Here is an 18,969-nt window from a genome sequence, read left to right on the forward strand (position 1 = left end):
CCAAGATCCAGCGCCATGCCGGGATTGCGGGCAATGGCGTGCGTCTCGGCCGCGTTCGCAGCCAGGCGCGAAGGCAAGGACATGACAGTGGCCGACATAGAAGCTTCTCCAACCATCTCAGTGTCAGCCTTCCAGGATCGTGCGGCGGAACAGCTGGGCAAAACGGGCGCCATCGACCGCGAGCGCGACATCGACAGGCTGCCCCAAGCTGGCGCCGTTCAATTCGGATTCGCCGCGATGGGAACGACGGTCGACGATGGTCTGGCCGCGTGAGCGCGCCCCATCCGTGCAGACACTGACCGGGAACCGCCGCGTCGTCAGTCCTGCTGGGTCGACAACCGCGCAGACCGTGCCGGCATCGCCCAGGGCTGCGATGGTGCCGTCAGGGATGCGTTTCTGGTCGGAATCCTTGACGGCCATGTGCCGGAACAGCTTGGCGCATAATTGCGCCACGGGACGGCTCGACCTTTCAAGGGTCGCGACATCATCCTCCGACACGGCCGCGCTGTAGAAGACGTCGAGCCCGTACATCATCGTCGGGATGCCGCTGTCGACGACGATCGCCACGGCTTCGGGATCGGCCCAGCTGTTGAATTCGGCGACCGGCGTGGCGTTGCCGATGCTGGCGCTGCCGCCCATGAAGACGATCCTGCCGAGCCGGGCCGCCACGTCGGGATACATGCGCAGCAAAAGCGCCACATTGGTCAGTGGCGCCAGCGCAATCAGCGTCGGCGGCGTCGGGCTGGCCAGTATCTCCCGCCGCATCAGTTCGACGGCATGGATGTCGCTGCCGCCTTCAGGAACGGCGAGCTCCAGCCCGGCGAGACCGTTATGGCCGTGGACATGGGCGGCGTCGCGTGGCGCGGCGATCAGCGGGCGCGAGGCGCCGCGGGCGACGGGAACATGCCCGGCGCCGGCAACGGCAAGGACGGCACGGGTGTTGCGGTAGACATTGTCGAGCGAGGTGTTGCCGGCAACGCAGGTCACCGCCCGCAGGTTGATGGCAGGATGCAGCGCGGCAAATGACAGCGCCAGCGCGTCATCGACGCCGGTATCGACATCGATCAGGATTTCGATTGCTGGTGCCATGTCACTCGGTGCTTTCCATTGCTTCTGCGACGTCCTCGATCAGCGGCTGGTCGAGGAAATCGATGGTCAGGGTCTCGAACGACCGCTTGGGGTAAGCGAAGTCGGCGGGATAGGCTGCAGAAACCCGGTCTGCCGCATCCGTGCCGACATCGATGCCCCAGAACGACAGATGTGTCGCGGTCACGGGGATACGTGCCGAACCTACTCTCTGGCGGCCGTGCAGCAAGACGATTTCGGCAGAATGACCGTTCCTGTTGTGCAGGGCAAATCCGACCTCGCAGTTCCCCGTAGGCAGGACGGCATCGGCGACGCAGACGACGCGGTGGCCGAGTTGCACATGTTCAAAGGTGAGCCGCCCGTCCTTGACGTAAAGCACGTAGCCGCCGCGCCTGTCGCCGCTCGAAATCAGCACGCCGTCTTCGGCGGCAGCGCGGTCGCGGAACGAGGCCGTGACGACCATCGACCGCTCCGAACCCGCGATCATGCTGCTGATCGGCACATGGCTCTGGCCTGGACGGAAGATCAGCCTGTTGCGTGACATCAGCCCGATGGGCGGCCGCGCGCGCAGCAGTTGCACCAGCGTGCGGTCGTCGAGCGGCAGCACATTGTTGGCTTCGGCTTCCTGCCACCAGCGGCCGATCATTTCCTTGAGCAGGTCGGGCTCCTGGGCGGCGCAATCCTGCGATTCCGAAAAATCACCCTCGGTGTCGTAGAGCCGCCAGTCGTCGTCTTCATAGGCATCGCCCTGGCGATGTTCAGTGACCGCCCGCCAGCCCTCGTGCCAGATCGCGCGATGACCGAGGTTCTCCCAATATTGCGTCGCCCTCGGCGCCGGTGCGTCGGCATCGGCAAAGGTCGATGCGAGGCTGCGGCCGTCGCAGGGCAGCGGATGGTCGAGGCCTGCCAGGGACATGATTGTCGGCGCAAGGTCGATGACATGGGAGAACTGCGTCCTGACTTCGCCTGTCGCGGCGATGCCGCCAGGCCAGGACACCACCATGGGCGAGCGCACGCCGCCGAGATCGACATGCTGCTTGTAGCGGCGGAAGGGCGTGTTGCCGGCCATCGCCCAGCCTTGCGGATAATGCGCGCCGCCGTGACGGGTGCCGATATGGTCGAGGCGCTCGAGCTGTTCGTCGACGCTCTGCGGCAGGCCGCTATAGGGCGCGTTGGTGTCGACCGCGCCATCCTTGCCGCCTTCGCGGCTGGCACCATTGTCGGAAAGCACGATGATCAGCGTATTGTCGAGTTCGCCGAGCCGTTCGAGCTCGTCGACAAGGCGACCGAGATGCAGGTCGGTGTGCTCGAGGAAGCCGGCATAGGCCGCCTGGAGATGGGTGTAGAGTAGTTTCTGATTGCTGGAGAGCGTGTTCCAGGCTGAAACCTCCTCGTTGCGCGGCGCAAGTTCGGTCTCGACAGGCGCGATGCCGAGCGCCTTCTGGCGCAGCAATCGGTCTTCCCGCGTCGCGTCCCAGCCCTTGGCGAAGACATCGACATACGGTTCGATGAAGCTGCGCGGCGCCTGGAACGGCGCATGGGTGGCACCGAAGGCCAGCTGCAGGAAGAAGGGTTCCTCGTCGCGGAAGACGGTGTGGTCACGGACATAGGAGATCGCCCGGTCGACCAAATCCTCGGTGAGGTGGTAATTCTCAGGGAATTCGCGGTCGACCTGATGGTTGTCTTCGCACAGCTCCGGCGTCATCTGGTCGGTGCAGCCGGGCAGGAAGCCGTAGAACCGGTCGAAGCCGCGGCCGAGCGGCCAGTTGTGATAGGGCCCGGCCGGCGAAATCTCGTGCGACGGCGTCAGGTGCCACTTGCCGACGAGATAGCTGCCATAACCCTGCTCGCGCAGCATGGCCGGCAGCAGCGCCACGTCGCGGTCGATGCAGCCGCGCGAATTGGGAAAACCGGTGTCGGTGTCGGACAGAAAGCGCATGCCGACGGCATGATGGTTGCGCCCGGTCAGCAGGCAGGTGCGCGTCGGCGAGCAGAGCGGCGTGACGTGGAAATTGGTGTAGCGCAGCCCGCGCGCCGCCAGCCGGTCGATTGTCGGCGTGCTGATCTCCGAGCCGAAGCAGCCGAAATCGGCCCAGCCGGTATCGTCAAGGACGACAACCACGATGTTGGGCTTCTGTTGCTTGTGGTTGCAGCTCGTCGGCCACCAGGGCGTCGACTCGGCGACGGTGCGGCCGACATGGCCCGGAAATTTGTCGTGTTTCATTGCAGGTTCCTCGAAATCAGAAAGATCCGGCTGACTGTGCCGGCATGTCGGCCACGCATCGAAAGCCAAGGTGGCTCGAGGCGGCATCGACTGCGTTGAACGTGCGCGCCGAGACGCGATAGCGGTTGCAGTGGCTGCGATGGCAGAGATAGGAGCCGCCGCGCATGGCCTTCAGCTCAGGCTGGCTCTCAGACCAGCCCTCCGACGTCCATTCCCAGACATTGCCGACCATGTTGAACAGGCCGTAGCCATTGGGCTCGAACGCGTCGGCGGGCGCGGTCGAGAGGAAGCCGTCCTCCGCCGTGTTCTCCCGGGGGAAACGCCCCTGCCAGATGTTGCAGCGGTACCTGCCCTGCTCCAAAAGTTCGTTGCCCCAGGGATAGATCTTGTCTTCCAGCCCGCCCCTGGCGGCGATCTCCCATTCGCTCTCGGTCGGCAGCCGCTTGCCGCTCCAGGCGGCATAGGCCCTGGCATCGTTCCAGGAGATGTGGACGACCGGATGGTCGTCGCGGTCGCGCCAGTCGGTACCGGCGCCGTCGGGCTTCGACCAGCTTGCGCCGCGCACCGGCAGCCACCATTCCGGCGATCCGGTCGTGAGATCGAGCACGTCGTTTTCGGCGCGGGGATGAAGCTGGGCGTAGAAGACGAAGGACCAGCCGATCCGTTCCGCCTCGGAGACATAGTTGGTCGCCGCCACGAAACGGGCGAAAGCGCGGTTGGTCACAGCGGTCCTGTCGATCAGGAAGCCTGGGCTCGCGACCATCCGCCGGGGGCCCTCGCCGTCCTCGGCATAAGCCTCGGGGCCGTCATAGCCGATGCGCCGGAAGCCGCCGGGAACAGCAGCCATGCCTGACAAGTCGGCCTTGCCAGCGCCTGGTATGGCCTCGTGCGAAGGGGCCAGCTGCGGCTCGCTTTCCCGGACGGGTGAACAACACGACATCGCGGCGTTTCCTGGTGATAGCAGGAGCTTCAGCTGGTGACTTCAACTCCAGACGATGGCTGGATTATTTGACAAAGCTCCATCAGGGGCCAATACATTTAGACTTGAAGGTAATTCCAATAGGTTATGAGGCAGGCACCCAGCATGTCGTTCGAAGTTCCCAACCTGACGCTGCTCAAGCACTTCGTCACGGTCGCCGAGGACAAGGGAATATCGAAGGCGGCCAAGCGCTTGCGCATCTCGCAGCCGGCGCTTTCCAAGAACATCAAGCGGCTCGAGGAGCTGCTCGGCACGCGCCTGTTCGAGCGCCATTCCGGCGGCGCCGACCTGACACCGACCGGGCAGGCTTTTTTCAACAGGGCGCAGATCATCGGGCTCGAATACGAGCATGCGGTGCAGGAGATCCGTAATCTTCTGTCCGAGCAGGACGCCACGATCAGGGTGGCGGCGGGCCCGGTCTGGTCGTCGACGATCCTGCCGCCGGCAGCGTCGCGCTTTCACCGGCGTTTTCCCAGGCATCGGCTGTCGGTGCAGACCGGACCGGTCGACCAGCTGATCGAGGATCTGCGGCTTGGGCGGGTCGACATCTTTGCCGGCGCGGTGATTGCCAAGAGCCGGCTGCCGGGCTTCACCTCGCGCCGGGTCGCCAAGGCACAGATCGGCATCATGTGCGCCGAGCATCACCCGCTCGCCAAAGTGGAAGGCCCGGTCGACCCGATGGAACTGGTCAAATACCCGTTCGTCTCGTTCAACCTGAACCGGGACGTGCTGAAGATGCTATCCGACTGGTTGAAGGAACGGGGCGCGCCCCCTGCCCGCTACCTGCTCGAGACCAGCTCGCTCTTCACCTGCGCCGAGCTGGCACGCTCTGGCGACTATCTGTTTTTCGAGTCGACGATGGTGGCCGGCAGCCCGATCGGACAGGGCCTGAAGGTGCTCAAGACCGACAAGGAAATCTTCCAGTACGATCTCGGCTTCGTCTTCCGCCAGGGCATGGACCGGCTGCCCGCCCATAGCGGCCTGATGAAGGCGATGGTCGAGGTGTTCGAAAGCAGAGGCCTGCGCAGCCTGCCGGGCGCCGCCGAATAGGCGGCGCGTCGGGCAACTCAAGGGATAGCGCGCAACGCGTTTCCCTTGAGAACCTTCGCAAGAACAAGAAGATAGAGCGTTTCCGCGTTTTCGAGGAAAAGCGGAAACGCTCGTCAAGCGTCAGTCGATGTCACCGTTGGGCGGCACGATCTCGCGATCGTCGCCAAGTTCGATCACCAGCCGGTGCAAGGTGCCGGTGAAGCGGAAGTCGCCGTCGATGCCGTCGCAGACCGGCGGCAGGCCGCTGCGGCCGATGAACATCGGCACCAGCGCGACGCGCAGCAGGGTCTGGTGCTCACGCTCGCCGGCCTGCACCTGGCCGTTGACGAGAAGCGCGCCGACACCCTTGAGCAGACCTGTCTTGCGGTACTCGAAGCCGAGGGAAACGGCGCCAGAAATGGTCAGCGGCGCCGACACCAGGCGGGTGATCTCGCCGACATGGTTGTAGCTGTAATGGAGCCTGCCGTCCTTGAGGTAGAGCACATAGCCGCTGCCATTGTTGCCGTAGCTGACCAGCGTACCCTCAGACTGCGGATCGATGGTCACCTCGGCGGTGATCCGGTGCGAGGTGTCCTGGGTCAGCGGTGCTGCCGAAGACGGGATCGATTCGAGCTGCGGATAAAAGACGTAGCGGCTGCGCGAGCGGATGGAATCAGGTTTCGCCTTGGCGCGGAAACGGACCTCGCGGTCGTCGAGCGGCATGACGTCGTAGCGGCCGGCTTCCGCCCACCAGCGTTCCGTCATCTCGCGGAGTTTGGCAGGGTTCTCCTTGGCCAGGTCGCGGGTCTCGTTGAAATCCTCGTCGAGCTTGTAGAGCTCCCAGTCGTCGAGCTCGAAATCGTCGCCGCGCCGGTGCTTGGTGACGGCCTTCCAGCCCTTGTGCCAGATGCCGCGGTGGCCGAACATCTCGAAATACTGCACGTCCTTGCGCGTTGCCGCGTCAGGCGCGTCGAAGGTGTAGGCAAAGCTGGTGCCGTGCACCGGCATCTGGCCGACGCCCCGGTAGATTTCAGGGGCGGTGACGCCGCAGACCTCGAGCACCGTCGGCGTGATGTCGACGACATGGTGGAACTGATGGCGGATGGCGCCCTTGTCGGCGATGCGCCTGGGCCACGACACGATCATCGGGTCGCGCACACCGCCGCCATGGGTGAAGGATTTGAACAGGCGCAGCGGCGTGTTGCTGGCCTGGGCCCAGCCCCAGGGGTAGTTGCTGTTGCTCCTCGGCCCGCCGATCTCGTCGATCTCCGCCAGATTGCGTTCGAACGATTCCGGGATCTGGTTGAAGCGCCTGAGCACGTTGGTCGTGCCCTCCGGGCCGCAATCGATCGATGCGCCATTGTCGGAGATGACGACGATCAGCGTGTCATTGAGCTTGCCTGTCGTCTCGAGGAAATCGAGCAGCCGGCCCAGTTGCTCGTCGGTGTATTCGAGGAAGCCGGCATAGGCCTGCTGCAGCCTGACGGCGACGCGCTGCCGGTCGGCAGAGAGTTGGTCCCAGTTTTCGACGCCGGGGGCGTCGGGCGGCAGTTCGGTATTTTCAGGCACCAGGCCCATCGCCTTCTGCCGGTCGAGCCGCCTTTGCCGGATGACGTCCCAGCCGCAGTCCCAGACGCCGTCGTAGCGGTCCATATAGGCCCTGGGGACCTGATGCGGGAAATGCCCTGCCGAAAAGGCGAGGTTGAGGAAGAACGGCGTGTCCGGGGCGAGCGAGATATGGGCGCCGAGCATCGCCATCGCCTTGTCCACCAGGTCGGCGGTCAGGTGGTAACCTTCCTCAGGCGATTTCGGCTGGGCGACCGGGTGATTGTCCTCGACCAGCTCGGGATAATACTGATCGGTGCTGCCGTTCATGAAGCCATAGAAGCGGTTGAAGCCGCGGCCGAGCGGCCATTGGTCGAAGGGTCCGACCGCGGTGATCTCGTCAGTCTGCGCGACATGCCACTTGCCGACGGCGAAACTGGCGTAGCCGGCGCTGCCCAGCATTTCGGCGACCGTCGCTGCCCGATGCGAGATCGAGCCGCGGCCGTTGCGGTAGCCGAAGTCGAAATTGGCGAGGCAGCGCATGCCGACCGAATGATGGTTGCGCCCGGTCAGCAGGCTGGCCCGCGTCGGCGAGCACATGGTGGTGGTGTGGAAATTGCTGTAGCGCAGCCCCTGTTCGGCAAGCCGGTCGAAATTGGGCGTGCGGATTTCCGAACCGAAGCAGCCCAGGTCGGCGAAACCGACATCGTCGAGAATGACATAGATGACATTGGGGCTGCCGGACGCCGGCCTGGGCCTGGTCTCAAACCAGTTGTCCGACTCGTGATAGGTGCGGCCGATACGGCCTGGATTGCTGTCGGTTGACATTGGGGCGCCTCGGAATTCGGACAAACCGGAGATGCCGCATCGCATTCACAGACCATGCCGCATCGATCGAAACCCGGCCGGCCCTGGGGCAGGCCGGGTCCATGGACTTTCTGCTGCAGCGATTACATCGCCGCGCCGGGATCCCAGCGGATGACCCACTTCTCCAGCATCGAGACGATGGCAAAGCCGGTAATGGCGATGACAGACGCCGTCAGGATCGTCGCAAACAGCCGCGGCGCATTGAAGTCGAACATGCTCTGCAGCAGGAGATAACCGATGCCCTGGTTGGCGCCGATCCACTCGCCGACGATCGCGCCGAGCACACACATCGTCACCGAAATCTTCAGCGCCGAGAAAATGTAGGGCAGCGCGCTGTAGATGCGGATCCTGAGGAACACCTCGGTCTTGGACGCCGACAGGACATGCATGAGTTCGAGCAGCTGCGGATTGACGGCGCGGAAGCCGCGAACCGAATTGACCAACGTCGGGAAGAAGCAGATCAGCGCTGCGATCACGATCTTCGGCTCGATGCCGTTGCCGAGGATGATCTTGAGCACCGGCGCGATCGCCACGATCGGGATCGTCTTCACCAGGATCGCGACGGGATAGAACATCTCCTCGATGACCTTGTTGTAGACGAAGGACACCGCCACCAGCAGGGCCACGGTGTTGCCGAGGAGAAAGCCGAGAAAGGCTTCGGTGATCGTCGGCACGGCTGCCTCAATGAGCAGCGGCAGGTCACGCGACAGCGCCCCGGCAACGTCGGTCGGCGCCGGCACCAGATAGGACGGCACGCCGAACAGCGTGACGATCAGCTGCCACAGGATCAGCGTCAGCGAGAGCCCGAGCATGGCCATGCCGAGCGCACGCATCACTTCGGGGCTTGGGAGGATGCTCCAGATGCGGGGCAAGGGGGCGGCGGTTTCGATGGAACGATCAACGCTCATGACTTATCCAGCTCCCAGCATGTCGCGCAGCCTGGCGACGTGATGGCCCAGTTCAGGGGCGTCCTTCAGGGCGAGGTCGCGCTCTTCCGGCAGGTCGATTTCAAGAATTCCGCCGATCCGCGAGGGACGTCGGCTCATCACCACGACACGCTGCGACAGGAAAACCGCCTCGTGCAGCGAATGGGTGACGAAGACGATGGTCATCCCGCTCTGCTTCCAGATCCGCAACAGCTCGACGTTCAGCGTGTCGCGCACCAGCTCGTCGAGCGCGCCGAAAGGCTCGTCCATGAGCAGGACCTTCGGCCGGGTGACGAGCGCACGCGCGATCGAGACGCGCTGGCGCATGCCGCCCGACAGTTCCGACGGCAGCGCGTCCTCGAAGCCTTCCAGCTCGACAAGCTTCAGCGCCTCATACGGGTCCATGAAGTTGCCGGCCTTCGGATTGGCCCCGCCCACCTCGAACGGCAGGCGGACATTGTCGATCACCTTGGCCCAGGGCATCAGCACCGATTGCTGGAACACCATCGAAAATGTGCGCGAGGCGCGCGCCGCCGCTGGCGTTCCACCGAATATCGCAACCTTGCCTTCGGTCGGCGCGATGATGTCTGCGATGGTGCGCAGCAAGGTGGACTTGCCGCAGCCGGAATGGCCGATCAGCGAGACGAACTCGCCCTCGCGAACGGTCAGCGAGACATTGTCGATGGCTCGCACCGCCCGCGAGCTGCCGCCGAACGTCACGGCGACATTGTCGATCTCGATAGCGTTGCGCGCCTGGGAGAGACCAACGTCGCCAGCGTGGGCGTCGCCGGAATGGGCGGACATCGTCGCCATCATGTTCACCGCTTCGTCCTCTGTGCTGCAGCAAGAATGCTGCCATCGAAGACGTCGTCCGCCGTCAGTTCGGACTTGATCTCGCCGATCTTGGCGTAGGTCTGCAGCGTCGCGTTCCAGCGGTCCTTGCTGATGTTGGCAAAGCCGTGCTCGCGGGTTTCGTCGGTATAGATGAAGTCCGATACGATGACCTTGAGCGAGGCGAGCTCCTTGTCCTTCTCGATCGCGCTCGACATCGAGGCAACCATGTCGATGGCCTCTTCGGGATGGTCGGCGGCATAGGCCCAGCCCTTGTCGCAGGCCTCGAGGAACTTCACCAGCATGTCGCTGTCGGAGCCGATCAGGTCGGTGCGGGCGATGTAGTAGTTGGACTGGAACTGCAGCCCGTTGTCCCAGATGCTCTGGGTGTTGTAGCCGCCCGGGTTCTGCACGATCGGCACGTTCTGGGCGACGTTTGTCGGCCATGAGGCAACGACATCGACCTGCCCCTGGAGCAGGCCGGGGATCTGGGCCTGGATGAAGGTGATGTCGTCGAGCTTCATTCCGTTATGGTCGAGCATGACCTTGATCTGCGCGGTCGCGCCTTGGCTCGCCCCGACGCGCTTGCCCTTCCAGTCGGCCACCGACTTAATGTTGGATTCGCCGAGTGAATAGAAGGTCAGCGGCGCTTTCTGGAAGGCCGCGCCGAAGGTCTTGATCGGCAGCCCCTGGTTTGCGGCATACATGATCTCGGGCGCATAGGCGGTGGCGATCTGCGCCACCCCGGAGAGCGTCTCCTGCACCGTGTTGGAATTCGGGCCACCGGGAAGGATCTCGACGTCGAGGCCCTTTTCAGCGAAGAACCCCTTCTTCAAGGCGACGATTTCGCCGGCGGCGGCGCCATTGTAGAGCCAGGCGAGTTGCAGTTTGACCTGCTTCTGCTCCGCTTGCGCAGGAGCCGCGCCTGCAAGCCCTATCGCGGCAAGCGAGATCATGCTGGCAGCTGCCAGAAGTGAACGTCGGCTGATCATCTATATCCTCCAATCAGACAAAACCAACGACCTAGTTTCCGTGAGGATAGACCGCGTTCCGCGGCTCCACACCATAACATGCTTCTGCGAACTCATTCCATGTGGTTATGGATCCCCATTCACAACAGGCATGGTCTGCAACTGGCTTTTTAGGTCGCCGGCGCAGCGAAAGCCGAGATGGCTCGAGCTGGCGCCATGGTGGTTGCCGGTCCGGGCCGCAACCCTGTAGCGATTGCAGTAGCTGGCGTGGCACAGATAGGAGCCCCCGCGCATGGCCATCAATCCTGCCGGGGCACCCGACCAGGGTGAAGCGGTCCATTCCCAGACATTGCCGAGCATGTTGTAGAGGCCGAAGCCATTGGGCGGAAAGCTCCGCGCCGGTGCGGTTGCGAGATAGCCGTCTTCGGCGCTGTTGGTGAGCGGAAACCTGCCCTGCCAGATGTTGCACATGTGGCGGCCGCCGGGAGTGAGCTCGTCGCCCCAGGCATAGATCGCCCGCTCGAGCCCGCCGCGCGCCGCGGCTTCCCATTCGGCTTCCGTGGGCAGTCGCTTGCCGGCGAAATTTGCGAAGGCAACGGCGTCGTTCCATGAGACATGGACGACCGGATGGTCGCGGCGGTCCCGCCAGCTGGAGCCGTTGCCGTCGGGCCGATGCCAGCAGGCGCCGCGAACCGGCGCCCACCAGTCCGGCGCGCTGGCATCGGAGTCGGTAACAATCACCGCGTCGGGATGGATCTGTGCGATGAAGACGAAAGACCATCCCATGCGCTCGGCCTCGGTCACATAGCCGGTGGCAGCGACGAAGGCCGCAAAGGCCTGGTTGGTCACCGCGGTCTTGTCGAGCAGGAACGCCGGCAGCTCGACCGGTCGCACCGGTCCTTCGCCGTCCCCAGGATTGGCGATCGCACGATCCTCGCCGAGAAGCCAGCGCCCGGCCGGTACCAGCGCCATGTCAGGATGATTGCCAGCCTCGAGCGCTGCAGGCACCGCAACCGGTTCGGCAACATGATCGCATGGGGATCGGCCCGGAGAACAACACGACATGGCGCCTTCCCTTTGAAAAATGGATCGACCGAGTTTGACTCTTTCACGATCCTGCGTAAAGGTAGGACGTCCTACCTCTTGGAGGAGAGAGCGATGTCGGGAACTGCCACCGAACGTGTCCTGCAGTATATTCGCCAGCAAAAGCTGGTTGCCGGCGACCGTCTGCCGGCGGAAATCGACATTTCCCGGATACTCGGCCTCAGCCGCAATTCGCTGCGCGAAGCCTATGCCGACCTGATGGCCAAGGGCCTGCTCAAGAACAAGCATGGCGTCGGCACCTTCATCGCCAATCCGCCCATTCTCAACGCCCTGACCGGCTCCGCCGGCTTCTGGAACCTGATCGAAAAAGCGGGCATGAAAGCGTCCTTTCGCGAGATCCGGCGCGACCAGGTCGCAGCACCCAAAGAGATCGCGGTCATCTTCGGCCAGGCGGAGGAAAAGTCGACCCACCGCCTGCGCTGGCTGTTTCTGGCCAACGGCCAGCCCTGCATTCTGGTCGACCATTATCTCGCCCGCAGCGTGCCGCCGAGCGCCTTCAATGAGAGCACAGAGCATGACGCGCTCGCCGCCATAGCCCCGTACACCGTCATCGACGGCGCATCGCTGTCGACGCGCACGTCGGCGATCAACGCCACATCAGACGTCGCCGAACTGCTGGAGGTCAGCGAGGGCGACGCGCTTTTGTGGAGCACCGCACTCGTGCATTCGGGCGACGGCAGCGTGCCGCTCGCCTCGCGCTCCTGGATGGTCCCGCATCTTCTCGCCAGCCATCAGGTGATGGCGCTGGCCCCCAATCAATTCCAGGGCAGTTCAGCCCTTTCGCCGGAGGACGAACCGAAATGACCCGCTTCAAAAAGATTGTCCTGAGCCTCGCATCAGGCCTCATGCTCTTCTCGGCTGGAATGGCCGGGGCACAGGCCCTCGAGCCAGTGCGTTTCGGCGTCGACGCCTACACGACAGGGTCCCAGATCTGGGTCGCCAAGGAAAAAGGCTTCTTCGAAAAGGAAGGCATCGACGCTCAGATCACCACTTTCGCCACCGGCGTCGAGGCGATCGATGCGCTGCTGATCGGCCGCGCCGACATGGCGGTCGGGCTCGATTTCCCGATCGTCTCGCGCATCCAGGGTGGCAAGCTGACCGTGCTTGCCGGCATCTTCCATTCCAAGCCCGGCTTCCACAAATTGGTGGTCAGCAGCGACATCAAGGATGCCAAGGATCTGGTCGGCAAGAAGATCGGTATTGCCACCGGCACCGCCCAGCACCTGATCACCATGAAATATCTCGACGAGAACGGCATAAGCGAAGACAAGGTCGAGATCGTCGGCTTCACCAGCCTGCTCGAGATCGTCGCCTCGCTCCGCTCCGGCCGCATCGATGCCGCCTTCGTCTGGGCCGACGGCACCGAGAAGTCGACCGACGGCGGCAACCACTATGTCCTGACCGATGACGCGGCCGCCAAGCGCAACAGCAGCGCCTACATCGCCGCGCAGACGGAGTTCGTGGAAAAGCATCCGGACCTGACCGTTGCAACGCTGCGCGCGCTCAATGCGGCAAGCCAGTTCATCGCGGCCAACAAGTACGAGGCCGCCGCCCTGATCGCCAAGAATACCCGCGCGCCGCGCGACACCGTGCGCGACCTGCTCAACTACAACGAATTTGCCCTGGCGCTGACCGACTATGAGCGCGCCGGTTTCAAGGAAGTCGCCGACTTCCTTGCCAAGACGAAGTCCCAGGCTGTGACCTTCGACACCGGCGTCAATCCGAAATACCTCAAGGAAGCCGCCCCCGACCTGGTCAAGCTGGGCAACTGAGCGGACCTGCGATGACAAACATTCAAACAAGCGGGATCGCACCTGGTGCCATGCCTGCGGTCGTCTTCGACAAGGTCGGCATGGCCTATCCCGGCCAGAAGGCAGGCAGCGAGCTGATCCTGGCCGACCTCTCCGTGACAGTCGGACAAGGCGAGTTCTTCGTGCTTGTCGGCCCCAGCGGCTCGGGCAAGTCGACCTTGCTCAAGATCGTCGCCGGCACCGAGAAGCAGACCGAAGGCCGCGTGCTCGCCAATGGCGAGACGATAACAGGCCCCGACCGGCGGCGCGGCATGGTGTTCCAGTCGATCGAGGAGCCGCTGTTCCAGTGGCTGACGGTCGCCGAGAATGTCGGCTTCGGCCCGAGCGTCGCCGGTAAGCCGCGCGCCGAATGCCTCGACATGGCGCAACGCTACATCGATCTCGTCGGCCTGCGCGGCCATGAGCAAAAATTTCCGCATGAGCTGTCAGGCGGCATGAAGCAGCGCGTGCAGATCGCGCGTACGCTGGCCGCCCAACCTGAGCTCATCCTGTTCGACGAACCTTTCGCCGCCCTCGACGCATTGACGCGCCGTGTGCTGCAGAAGGAGCTGACGCGGATCTGGCGCGAAACCGGCTGCACCATGGTCTATGTCACCCACGACATTCGCGAGGCCGTGCTGCTTGGGCAGCGCGTTGCCGTGATGAGCCGGGGCCCGCGCGCCAACATCACCCGCATCTACGACATCGACCTGCACTATCCGCGCGACGACCTCGACAGCCGCTTCGCCGATGCGGTCAAGGCGATCGAGGGCGACATCGAAAGGGAGGCGGCTTCGCAATGGGAGCAAAACTGATGCCATCCTTTGCCTGGTCGGCGCTCAGCGTCGCAATCGTCGTGATCTTCTGGCAGATGGCCTCGACCTGGCTGGTCGACCCGATGTTCCTGCCCGCACCGCTCGCCGTGCTCAAGGGCGCCGGGCAGATGCTGGCCGAGGGCGCGCTCACCCAGTCCATCCTGGTGTCGATGATGCGCATTCTCTCGGGCTGGTTACTGGGCAGCGCCATCGCCATTCCGATCGGGCTGGCCGTCGGCGTCTCGCCGGTGGCGCGCCATCTCGTCGACCCGTTCATCCACTTCTTCCGCTTCGTTCCGGCGATTGCGCTGGTGACCTTGTTCATCATCTGGTTCGGCGTCGGCGAAATGTCGAAGATCATTCTGATCGCTTACGCGACGGCCTTCATCGTCATGGTCAACACGGCCAGCGGCGTGTCCTCGGTCTCGCAGGACAAGCTGAATGCCGCGCGCTGCCTCGGCGCCAATGAAAGGCAGGTGTTCTTCAAGGTGATGATCCCGGCCTCGCTGCCCTCGATCTATGTCGGCATGCGGCTGGCGCTCGCCTCGTCCTTCCTGGTCATAGCGGCCGCCGAAATGCTCGCCGCCGATGCCGGGCTCGGCTACATCATCTGGACCTCGCGCCTCTACTTCCAGGTCGACTGGATGTTCGCCGCCATCATCGCGCTCGGCCTTCTCGGCTTTGCCACCGATCGCCTCTGGCGGCTGCTCGGGCGCACGCTGCTCAAGCGCTATCTGCGCAGCGTCACCGGCTATTGATCCAAGCGGCCGGGTCGCCCTCCTGTTGGGGCCCCGGCGACCATCTCAAAAGATCGGGACAGAGCATGACTTCCGAATTTCGCGGCCATATCGGCCGCACGCACCACGAATCCGAGCGCGACTATGCCGACATCCCCAGCGGCCCGGCCGGCAAGCCGAACGTCATCTATGTCGTGCTCGACGACGTCGGCTACTCCGACCTCGGCTGTTTCGGCTCGTCCATCGACACGCCGAACTTCGATTCGCTTGCCGACAACGGCCTGCGCTACAGCAATTTCCACACCACCACATTGTGCTCGCCGACACGCGCCTGCCTGCTGACCGGACGCAACCACCACTCGGTCGGTATGCGCTACCTCGCCAATGCCGACATGGGCTGGCCCTCCGGTCGCGGCGCGATCAGCCACCGCGCCGGCACGCTCGCCGAAATGCTCAAGCTGCAGGGTTACGCGACCTATGCGGTCGGCAAATGGCACCTTGCGCCGACCGAAAACGCCAATGCCGCCGGCCCCTTCGACCAATGGCCGCTCGGCCGCGGCTTCGAACGGTTCTATGGCTTCATGAACGGCAGCACCGACCAGTTCCACCCGGAACTATGCCAGGACAACCAGCAGGTTCCGCCGCCGGCGACGCCCGAGCAGGGCTATCACCTCTCCGACGACCTGTCGGACCGCGCGGTGCGCTACATCGCCGACAAGATGGCGATCTGGCCGAACAAGCCGTTCTTCCTCTATCTCTGTTATGGTGCGGGGCATTTCCCGCACCAGGCGCCCGCATCGGCGCTGGCCGGCTATCGCGGCCGCTTTGCCCATGGCTGGGACGAGGAACGCGTTCGGAGGCTGGCCAAACAAAAGGCGATGGGCCTGGTGCCTGAGAATACTGAGCTGCCGCCGCCGAACCCCGGCGTGCGCGCCTGGGCCGAGCTCTCCCAGGAAGAGCGCGAGGTGTCGGAACATATGCAGGAGGCTTATGCAGCACTTCTCGGCCACACCGACGCCGCCTTCGGCAGGCTGCTCGACTTCCTCGACCGCACCGGCATTCGCGACAACACCATCATCGTGCTGATCTCGGACAATGGCGCCTCCACCGACTGCGATCCCGACGGCACGACCAACGTGCTCCGCTGGTTCAACCGCCTGCCGGAAGACTATGCCGTGTCGCGCGAGCGCCTCGCCGAAATCGGCACGGCGCGCAGCTCGGGCAACTATCCCTGGGGCTGGGCGCAGGCCTCGAACACGCCGCTCAAGCTTTACAAGAGCTTCACCCATGGCGGCGGCGTGCGTGACCCGATGATCTTTTCCTGGCCGGCAGGCATATCGGACAAGGGCGAGGTGCGTTGCCAGTTCACCCATGTCACCGACATCACGCCGACAATCATGCAGCTCTGCGGCGTCACAGCACCCGAGAGCATCAACGGCGTGGCGCAGATGCCGATCCATGGCGAGAGTTTCGCCTATTCCTTCGACACTCCCGATGCGGCAACCGCCAAGCAGTCGCAATATTTCGAGATGTACGGCCATCGCAGCATCTGGCATCGCGGCTGGAAGGCGGTGACCCAGCACAAGGCCGGCGATGATTTCGACAGCGAGCGCTGGGAGCTCTACCATCTCGACGAGGACTTTTCCGAGCTGCGCGACCTCTCCGGGGAAAAGCCGGAAAAGCTCGCCGAGATGAAGGAACGCTGGTGGGCGGAGGCCGGCCGCTACGGTGTCATGCCGCTCGACGACAGCGACGTGCTGTTCAAACCGCCCTACCGGCCCGGCGCACCACGCTGGCGCAACGAGTGCAGCTACTTCCCGCCAATTTCCTCGATACCGGCAGAGGCGGCACCGATGACGCAGGACGTCTCGCACCGCATATCGATCGAGATCGAGCGCAGCAATGCGAGCCAGGGCGGCGCGCTCGTCTGCTTCGGTAGCTGCCATGGCGGCTATGCGCTCGACATCATCGGGAACCGGCTGGTCTACACCTACAACTATGCCGGCTTCGAGGTCAGCCGCCTCGTCTCGGGCCGGGAGATCCCACTCGGCAAGACGACAGTCGTCTTCGACTTCGAAAAGACCGCAACACTCAAGGGACGCGGCCGCCTCACGGTCGACGGCCAGCCGGCCGGCGAACATGTGTTCGAACGCACCCTGCTCAGGTTGTCGCTGTCGCCCCTTACCTTCGGACGCAGCAATGCCGAACCGGTCGACCCCGACAGACAGACTAACCCGGATTTTTCAGGCCGGATCCTGCGCATCGACTACGCCATCGCAGACGATCGCGAAGCGGTACCGGCAAGCCTGGATGTGGACTAGAAAGGTTGGCGCCGGGGACCGGATTGCTGATCCCAGCCGGTCATCGTTCCATCTGCTTCACTATGTGCATCTGCGGGGATAATAGCCGAAAACATGGCGGCTGATGTCGCGGAGTTGGCGGGCCGCCATTTTGCGCGCTCCAGAACTATGGTCAGTTCTCGATCGAGAGCGCCCTGCCGTCCCATCTTAAGAGAAACACCTCGTTACGCGCCTTGGCTTCGCTGTCTTCGCCGCCGACAACGAGCACGCCTCCAGGTACCGAGAACGAAGCGCCATAGCCTAGCCCCGTCGGCTGCTTGCCCATTGCTGACAACAACAGCAACATAATGGCCTCGCTTCAAATGCTGAGTAGCGCTAGGCCAATCCCGACTTTAGTCTGATAATCGTCCAGCGCAATACAGCCAAGGTGGGCCGCCTCATAGACGAAAAGCAGGCCCCTAGAGAAGCCCTTCATGCACGGCAGCATCGCAAGGGTGGCAGCTTCAATCGGCTTCGGTACTCACTACACCAGCCTCGGCACTCCACTTTTTAGGCATCGTGACGATGGTGACAGTTTCGGAGAGATTCCGGGCTACGGTGCCGTGCGACATCTCTGGCTGCGGGCCTACCCTAAGTCGCCGGCCTTTCCACTGTTTCTGGATTTCGCGCCCATACCGTGCCTGCTGCCAGCCCCTGCAACGGGAGATGTTCCGGACAGGCGTTACCGGGCGGTAGCGTTATGCCGAACAGACCACTCTGCAGCGGCACCTTCCCAATTCCCAGTTGCGCCGATCCAATCCCAGAAACGGGCGAAGTCCTCGCCACTTGTCTCCAAGCGCACCTGCATCGAGCTTGTCTTATTTCGCAGGAACGCCTCAATGTTGCAGGTGACCGTGTCGATCATGTCGCGAGCAATCGAAATTGGGGCCGCGTTGCCCGCCTCCATCAGAATCGCGTCGCGGTAGCCCTTCATGATGCCGTGCGCGCTTCTTAAGGCAAAGCTCTCAGCGACGGCATCTGGGTCCCGGGTCAGATGCACGTAGTGCGCGTTGTCGCCATATTTCTTTTCTAGCCGGCCTAGTAGCCAAGACAGCCGATTGTCGGCCTCAATGTGTCTAACAGGGTACGCAAGTCGGTCTGCACCGACCAGTCGCGACCTAGTCTCATGTCCTGAGGTGAAATTGTCGATATGACCGCAGGCTTTGGCAAAAGTCGTCGAACCGCAGCGTCCGGTGCAAAGCACGAAAACATTCATACGTTGGTCTCAAATGGCAGTCGCAAGATGCCATAGGACCTCTCCCGGTCAGCGTCACCACCTATTTACGGATCGCTCTGCCACAAATCGAAAGAAATCTCCTTGGACGCAAGTTCTATGCGGCCTTAAACCCGCAGTTTGAAGGACCGCTCTATTGACGGCGTTCGCGTCGCTGCCCTTGCGAGCACTCAGTGGCGATTGAACGACAACGCTGGTAACTCCTCCAGTGAGGCCAGCCATTGCCTGGCCGGTGTCGGCCAGTGCAGTGCCGTCGCGAGAGCTGAAAGAAAGCGCCACGCATATTCGAGTGCCGGATAATGGCACAAAGCTCAATTCTCTACGTGGCGCGCCCCTTCAGATCGACAAGAGCCCCCCGACCGACTGGCATCGACCTATGGTGTCAGTCCCGGCTTTCTGTCACCGCACTTGCCACGCTTGCACGCATCCAGGTCACAGTCCAGACGATCGAATCCAAGGAGGACTAAGGTAATCACCAGGCCTTAGCCTTGC

Annotated in this window: 15 protein-coding genes and 1 pseudogene; 6 read left to right on the forward strand and 10 right to left on the reverse strand. The window is 63.4% G+C overall.

Going from position 1 to position 18,969, the window contains the following annotated elements:
* Window positions 1-123: 123 nt before the first annotated feature.
* The 3 genes from NDO48_RS16300 to NDO48_RS16310 are packed head-to-tail and all read right to left on the reverse strand — an operon-like array spanning window position 124 to window position 4,157.
* Window positions 124-1,089 carry a nucleoside hydrolase gene (locus NDO48_RS16300; RefSeq protein ID WP_267321791.1) on the reverse strand — a complete coding sequence of 322 codons (966 nt, stop codon included), beginning with the start codon at window positions 1,087-1,089 and terminating at the stop codon, window positions 124-126.
* A gap of 1 nt (window position 1,090) precedes the next feature.
* Window positions 1,091-3,310 carry an arylsulfatase gene (locus tag NDO48_RS16305; protein ID WP_018427321.1) on the reverse strand — a complete coding sequence of 740 codons (2,220 nt, stop codon included), beginning with the start codon at window positions 3,308-3,310 and terminating at the stop codon, window positions 1,091-1,093.
* 16 nt (window positions 3,311-3,326) lie between these two features.
* The gene (locus tag NDO48_RS16310; RefSeq protein ID WP_267321792.1) at window positions 3,327-4,157 is read right to left on the reverse strand and encodes a formylglycine-generating enzyme family protein; all 831 of its coding nucleotides are present in this window, start codon (window positions 4,155-4,157) and stop codon (window positions 3,327-3,329) included.
* A gap of 237 nt (window positions 4,158-4,394) precedes the next feature.
* Between NDO48_RS16310 and NDO48_RS16315 the strand changes: the two genes are divergently transcribed.
* Window positions 4,395-5,339 carry a LysR family transcriptional regulator gene (locus NDO48_RS16315; RefSeq protein ID WP_018427319.1) on the forward strand — a complete coding sequence of 315 codons (945 nt, stop codon included), beginning with the start codon at window positions 4,395-4,397 and terminating at the stop codon, window positions 5,337-5,339.
* Window positions 5,340-5,459: 120 nt separating this feature from the next.
* Here NDO48_RS16315 and NDO48_RS16320 read toward each other — a convergent pair whose 3' ends face one another.
* The 5 genes from NDO48_RS16320 to NDO48_RS16340 form a co-directional block, all read right to left on the reverse strand.
* Complete coding sequence (locus tag NDO48_RS16320; protein WP_267321793.1) at window positions 5,460-7,691, reverse strand: arylsulfatase; 2,232 nt, start codon at window positions 7,689-7,691, stop codon at window positions 5,460-5,462.
* A 122-nt stretch (window positions 7,692-7,813) separates the two neighbouring features.
* Window positions 7,814-8,638 carry an ABC transporter permease gene (locus NDO48_RS16325; RefSeq protein ID WP_018427317.1) on the reverse strand — a complete coding sequence of 275 codons (825 nt, stop codon included), beginning with the start codon at window positions 8,636-8,638 and terminating at the stop codon, window positions 7,814-7,816.
* Window positions 8,639-8,641: 3 nt separating this feature from the next.
* Window positions 8,642-9,478 (reverse strand): ABC transporter ATP-binding protein, encoded by an 837-nt coding sequence (locus NDO48_RS16330; RefSeq protein WP_018427316.1) that lies wholly within the window; start codon window positions 9,476-9,478, stop codon window positions 8,642-8,644.
* A complete protein-coding gene (locus NDO48_RS16335) occupies window positions 9,475-10,479 on the reverse strand; it encodes an ABC transporter substrate-binding protein (protein WP_018427315.1) in 1,005 nt (334 codons plus the stop codon). The genes NDO48_RS16330 and NDO48_RS16335 overlap by 4 nt, the downstream gene beginning before the upstream one ends.
* 105 nt (window positions 10,480-10,584) lie before the next feature.
* A complete protein-coding gene (locus NDO48_RS16340) occupies window positions 10,585-11,430 on the reverse strand; it encodes a formylglycine-generating enzyme family protein (protein ID WP_018427314.1) in 846 nt (281 codons plus the stop codon).
* A gap of 186 nt (window positions 11,431-11,616) precedes the next feature.
* Here NDO48_RS16340 and NDO48_RS16345 point away from each other — a divergent pair, with 186 nt between their 5' ends.
* The 5 genes from NDO48_RS16345 (at window position 11,617) to NDO48_RS16365 (ending at window position 17,225) form a co-directional block, all read left to right on the forward strand.
* Window positions 11,617-12,366 (forward strand): GntR family transcriptional regulator, encoded by a 750-nt coding sequence (locus NDO48_RS16345; RefSeq protein ID WP_018427313.1) that lies wholly within the window; start codon window positions 11,617-11,619, stop codon window positions 12,364-12,366.
* Window positions 12,363-13,334: an ABC transporter substrate-binding protein gene (locus NDO48_RS16350; RefSeq protein WP_267321794.1), complete on the forward strand. Its 972-nt coding sequence runs from the start codon at window positions 12,363-12,365 to the stop codon at window positions 13,332-13,334. Before NDO48_RS16345 ends, NDO48_RS16350 begins: the two co-directional genes overlap by 4 nt.
* A gap of 11 nt (window positions 13,335-13,345) precedes the next feature.
* The gene (locus NDO48_RS16355) at window positions 13,346-14,167 is read left to right on the forward strand and encodes an ABC transporter ATP-binding protein (protein ID WP_198292851.1); all 822 of its coding nucleotides are present in this window, start codon (window positions 13,346-13,348) and stop codon (window positions 14,165-14,167) included.
* Window positions 14,167-14,925 (forward strand): ABC transporter permease, encoded by a 759-nt coding sequence (locus NDO48_RS16360; RefSeq protein ID WP_018427310.1) that lies wholly within the window; start codon window positions 14,167-14,169, stop codon window positions 14,923-14,925. The genes NDO48_RS16355 and NDO48_RS16360 overlap by 1 nt, the downstream gene beginning before the upstream one ends.
* Before the next feature lie 65 nt (window positions 14,926-14,990).
* A complete protein-coding gene (locus tag NDO48_RS16365; RefSeq protein WP_267321795.1) occupies window positions 14,991-17,225 on the forward strand; it encodes an arylsulfatase in 2,235 nt (744 codons plus the stop codon).
* A 151-nt stretch (window positions 17,226-17,376) separates the two neighbouring features.
* Here the strand turns inward: NDO48_RS16365 and NDO48_RS16370 are convergent.
* Window positions 17,377-17,526 (reverse strand): annotated as a pseudogene (locus NDO48_RS16370) (N-acetylneuraminic acid mutarotase); the annotation flags it as partial.
* Between the two features lie 399 nt (window positions 17,527-17,925).
* Window positions 17,926-18,459: a hypothetical protein gene (locus NDO48_RS16375; protein ID WP_018427306.1), complete on the reverse strand. Its 534-nt coding sequence runs from the start codon at window positions 18,457-18,459 to the stop codon at window positions 17,926-17,928.
* Window positions 18,460-18,969 lie beyond the last annotated feature (510 nt).

The organism is Aminobacter sp. MET-1 (assembly GCF_026521175.1).
In the GTDB taxonomy this organism is placed as follows: Bacteria; Pseudomonadota; Alphaproteobacteria; order Rhizobiales; family Rhizobiaceae; genus Aminobacter.

Coding starts and splice junctions, on each gene's coding strand:
- NDO48_RS16360 (WP_018427310.1), top strand. CDS start 14,167: ATGCCATCCTTTGCCTGGTCGGCGCTCAGCGTCGCAATCGTCGTGATC.
- NDO48_RS16310 (WP_267321792.1), bottom strand. CDS start 4,157: ATGGCTGCTGTTCCCGGCGGCTTCCGGCGCATCGGCTATGACGGCCCC.
- NDO48_RS16315 (WP_018427319.1), top strand. CDS start 4,395: ATGTCGTTCGAAGTTCCCAACCTGACGCTGCTCAAGCACTTCGTCACG.
- NDO48_RS16325 (WP_018427317.1), bottom strand. CDS start 8,638: ATGAGCGTTGATCGTTCCATCGAAACCGCCGCCCCCTTGCCCCGCATC.
- NDO48_RS16345 (WP_018427313.1), top strand. CDS start 11,617: ATGTCGGGAACTGCCACCGAACGTGTCCTGCAGTATATTCGCCAGCAA.
- NDO48_RS16320 (WP_267321793.1), bottom strand. CDS start 7,691: ATGTCAACCGACAGCAATCCAGGCCGTATCGGCCGCACCTATCACGAG.
- NDO48_RS16300 (WP_267321791.1), bottom strand. CDS start 1,089: ATGGCACCAGCAATCGAAATCCTGATCGATGTCGATACCGGCGTCGAT.
- NDO48_RS16365 (WP_267321795.1), top strand. CDS start 14,991: ATGACTTCCGAATTTCGCGGCCATATCGGCCGCACGCACCACGAATCC.
- NDO48_RS16340 (WP_018427314.1), bottom strand. CDS start 11,430: ATGGCGCTGGTACCGGCCGGGCGCTGGCTTCTCGGCGAGGATCGTGCG.
- NDO48_RS16355 (WP_198292851.1), top strand. CDS start 13,346: ATGACAAACATTCAAACAAGCGGGATCGCACCTGGTGCCATGCCTGCG.
- NDO48_RS16305 (WP_018427321.1), bottom strand. CDS start 3,310: ATGAAACACGACAAATTTCCGGGCCATGTCGGCCGCACCGTCGCCGAG.
- NDO48_RS16335 (WP_018427315.1), bottom strand. CDS start 10,479: ATGATCAGCCGACGTTCACTTCTGGCAGCTGCCAGCATGATCTCGCTT.
- NDO48_RS16350 (WP_267321794.1), top strand. CDS start 12,363: ATGACCCGCTTCAAAAAGATTGTCCTGAGCCTCGCATCAGGCCTCATG.
- NDO48_RS16375 (WP_018427306.1), bottom strand. CDS start 18,459: ATGAATGTTTTCGTGCTTTGCACCGGACGCTGCGGTTCGACGACTTTT.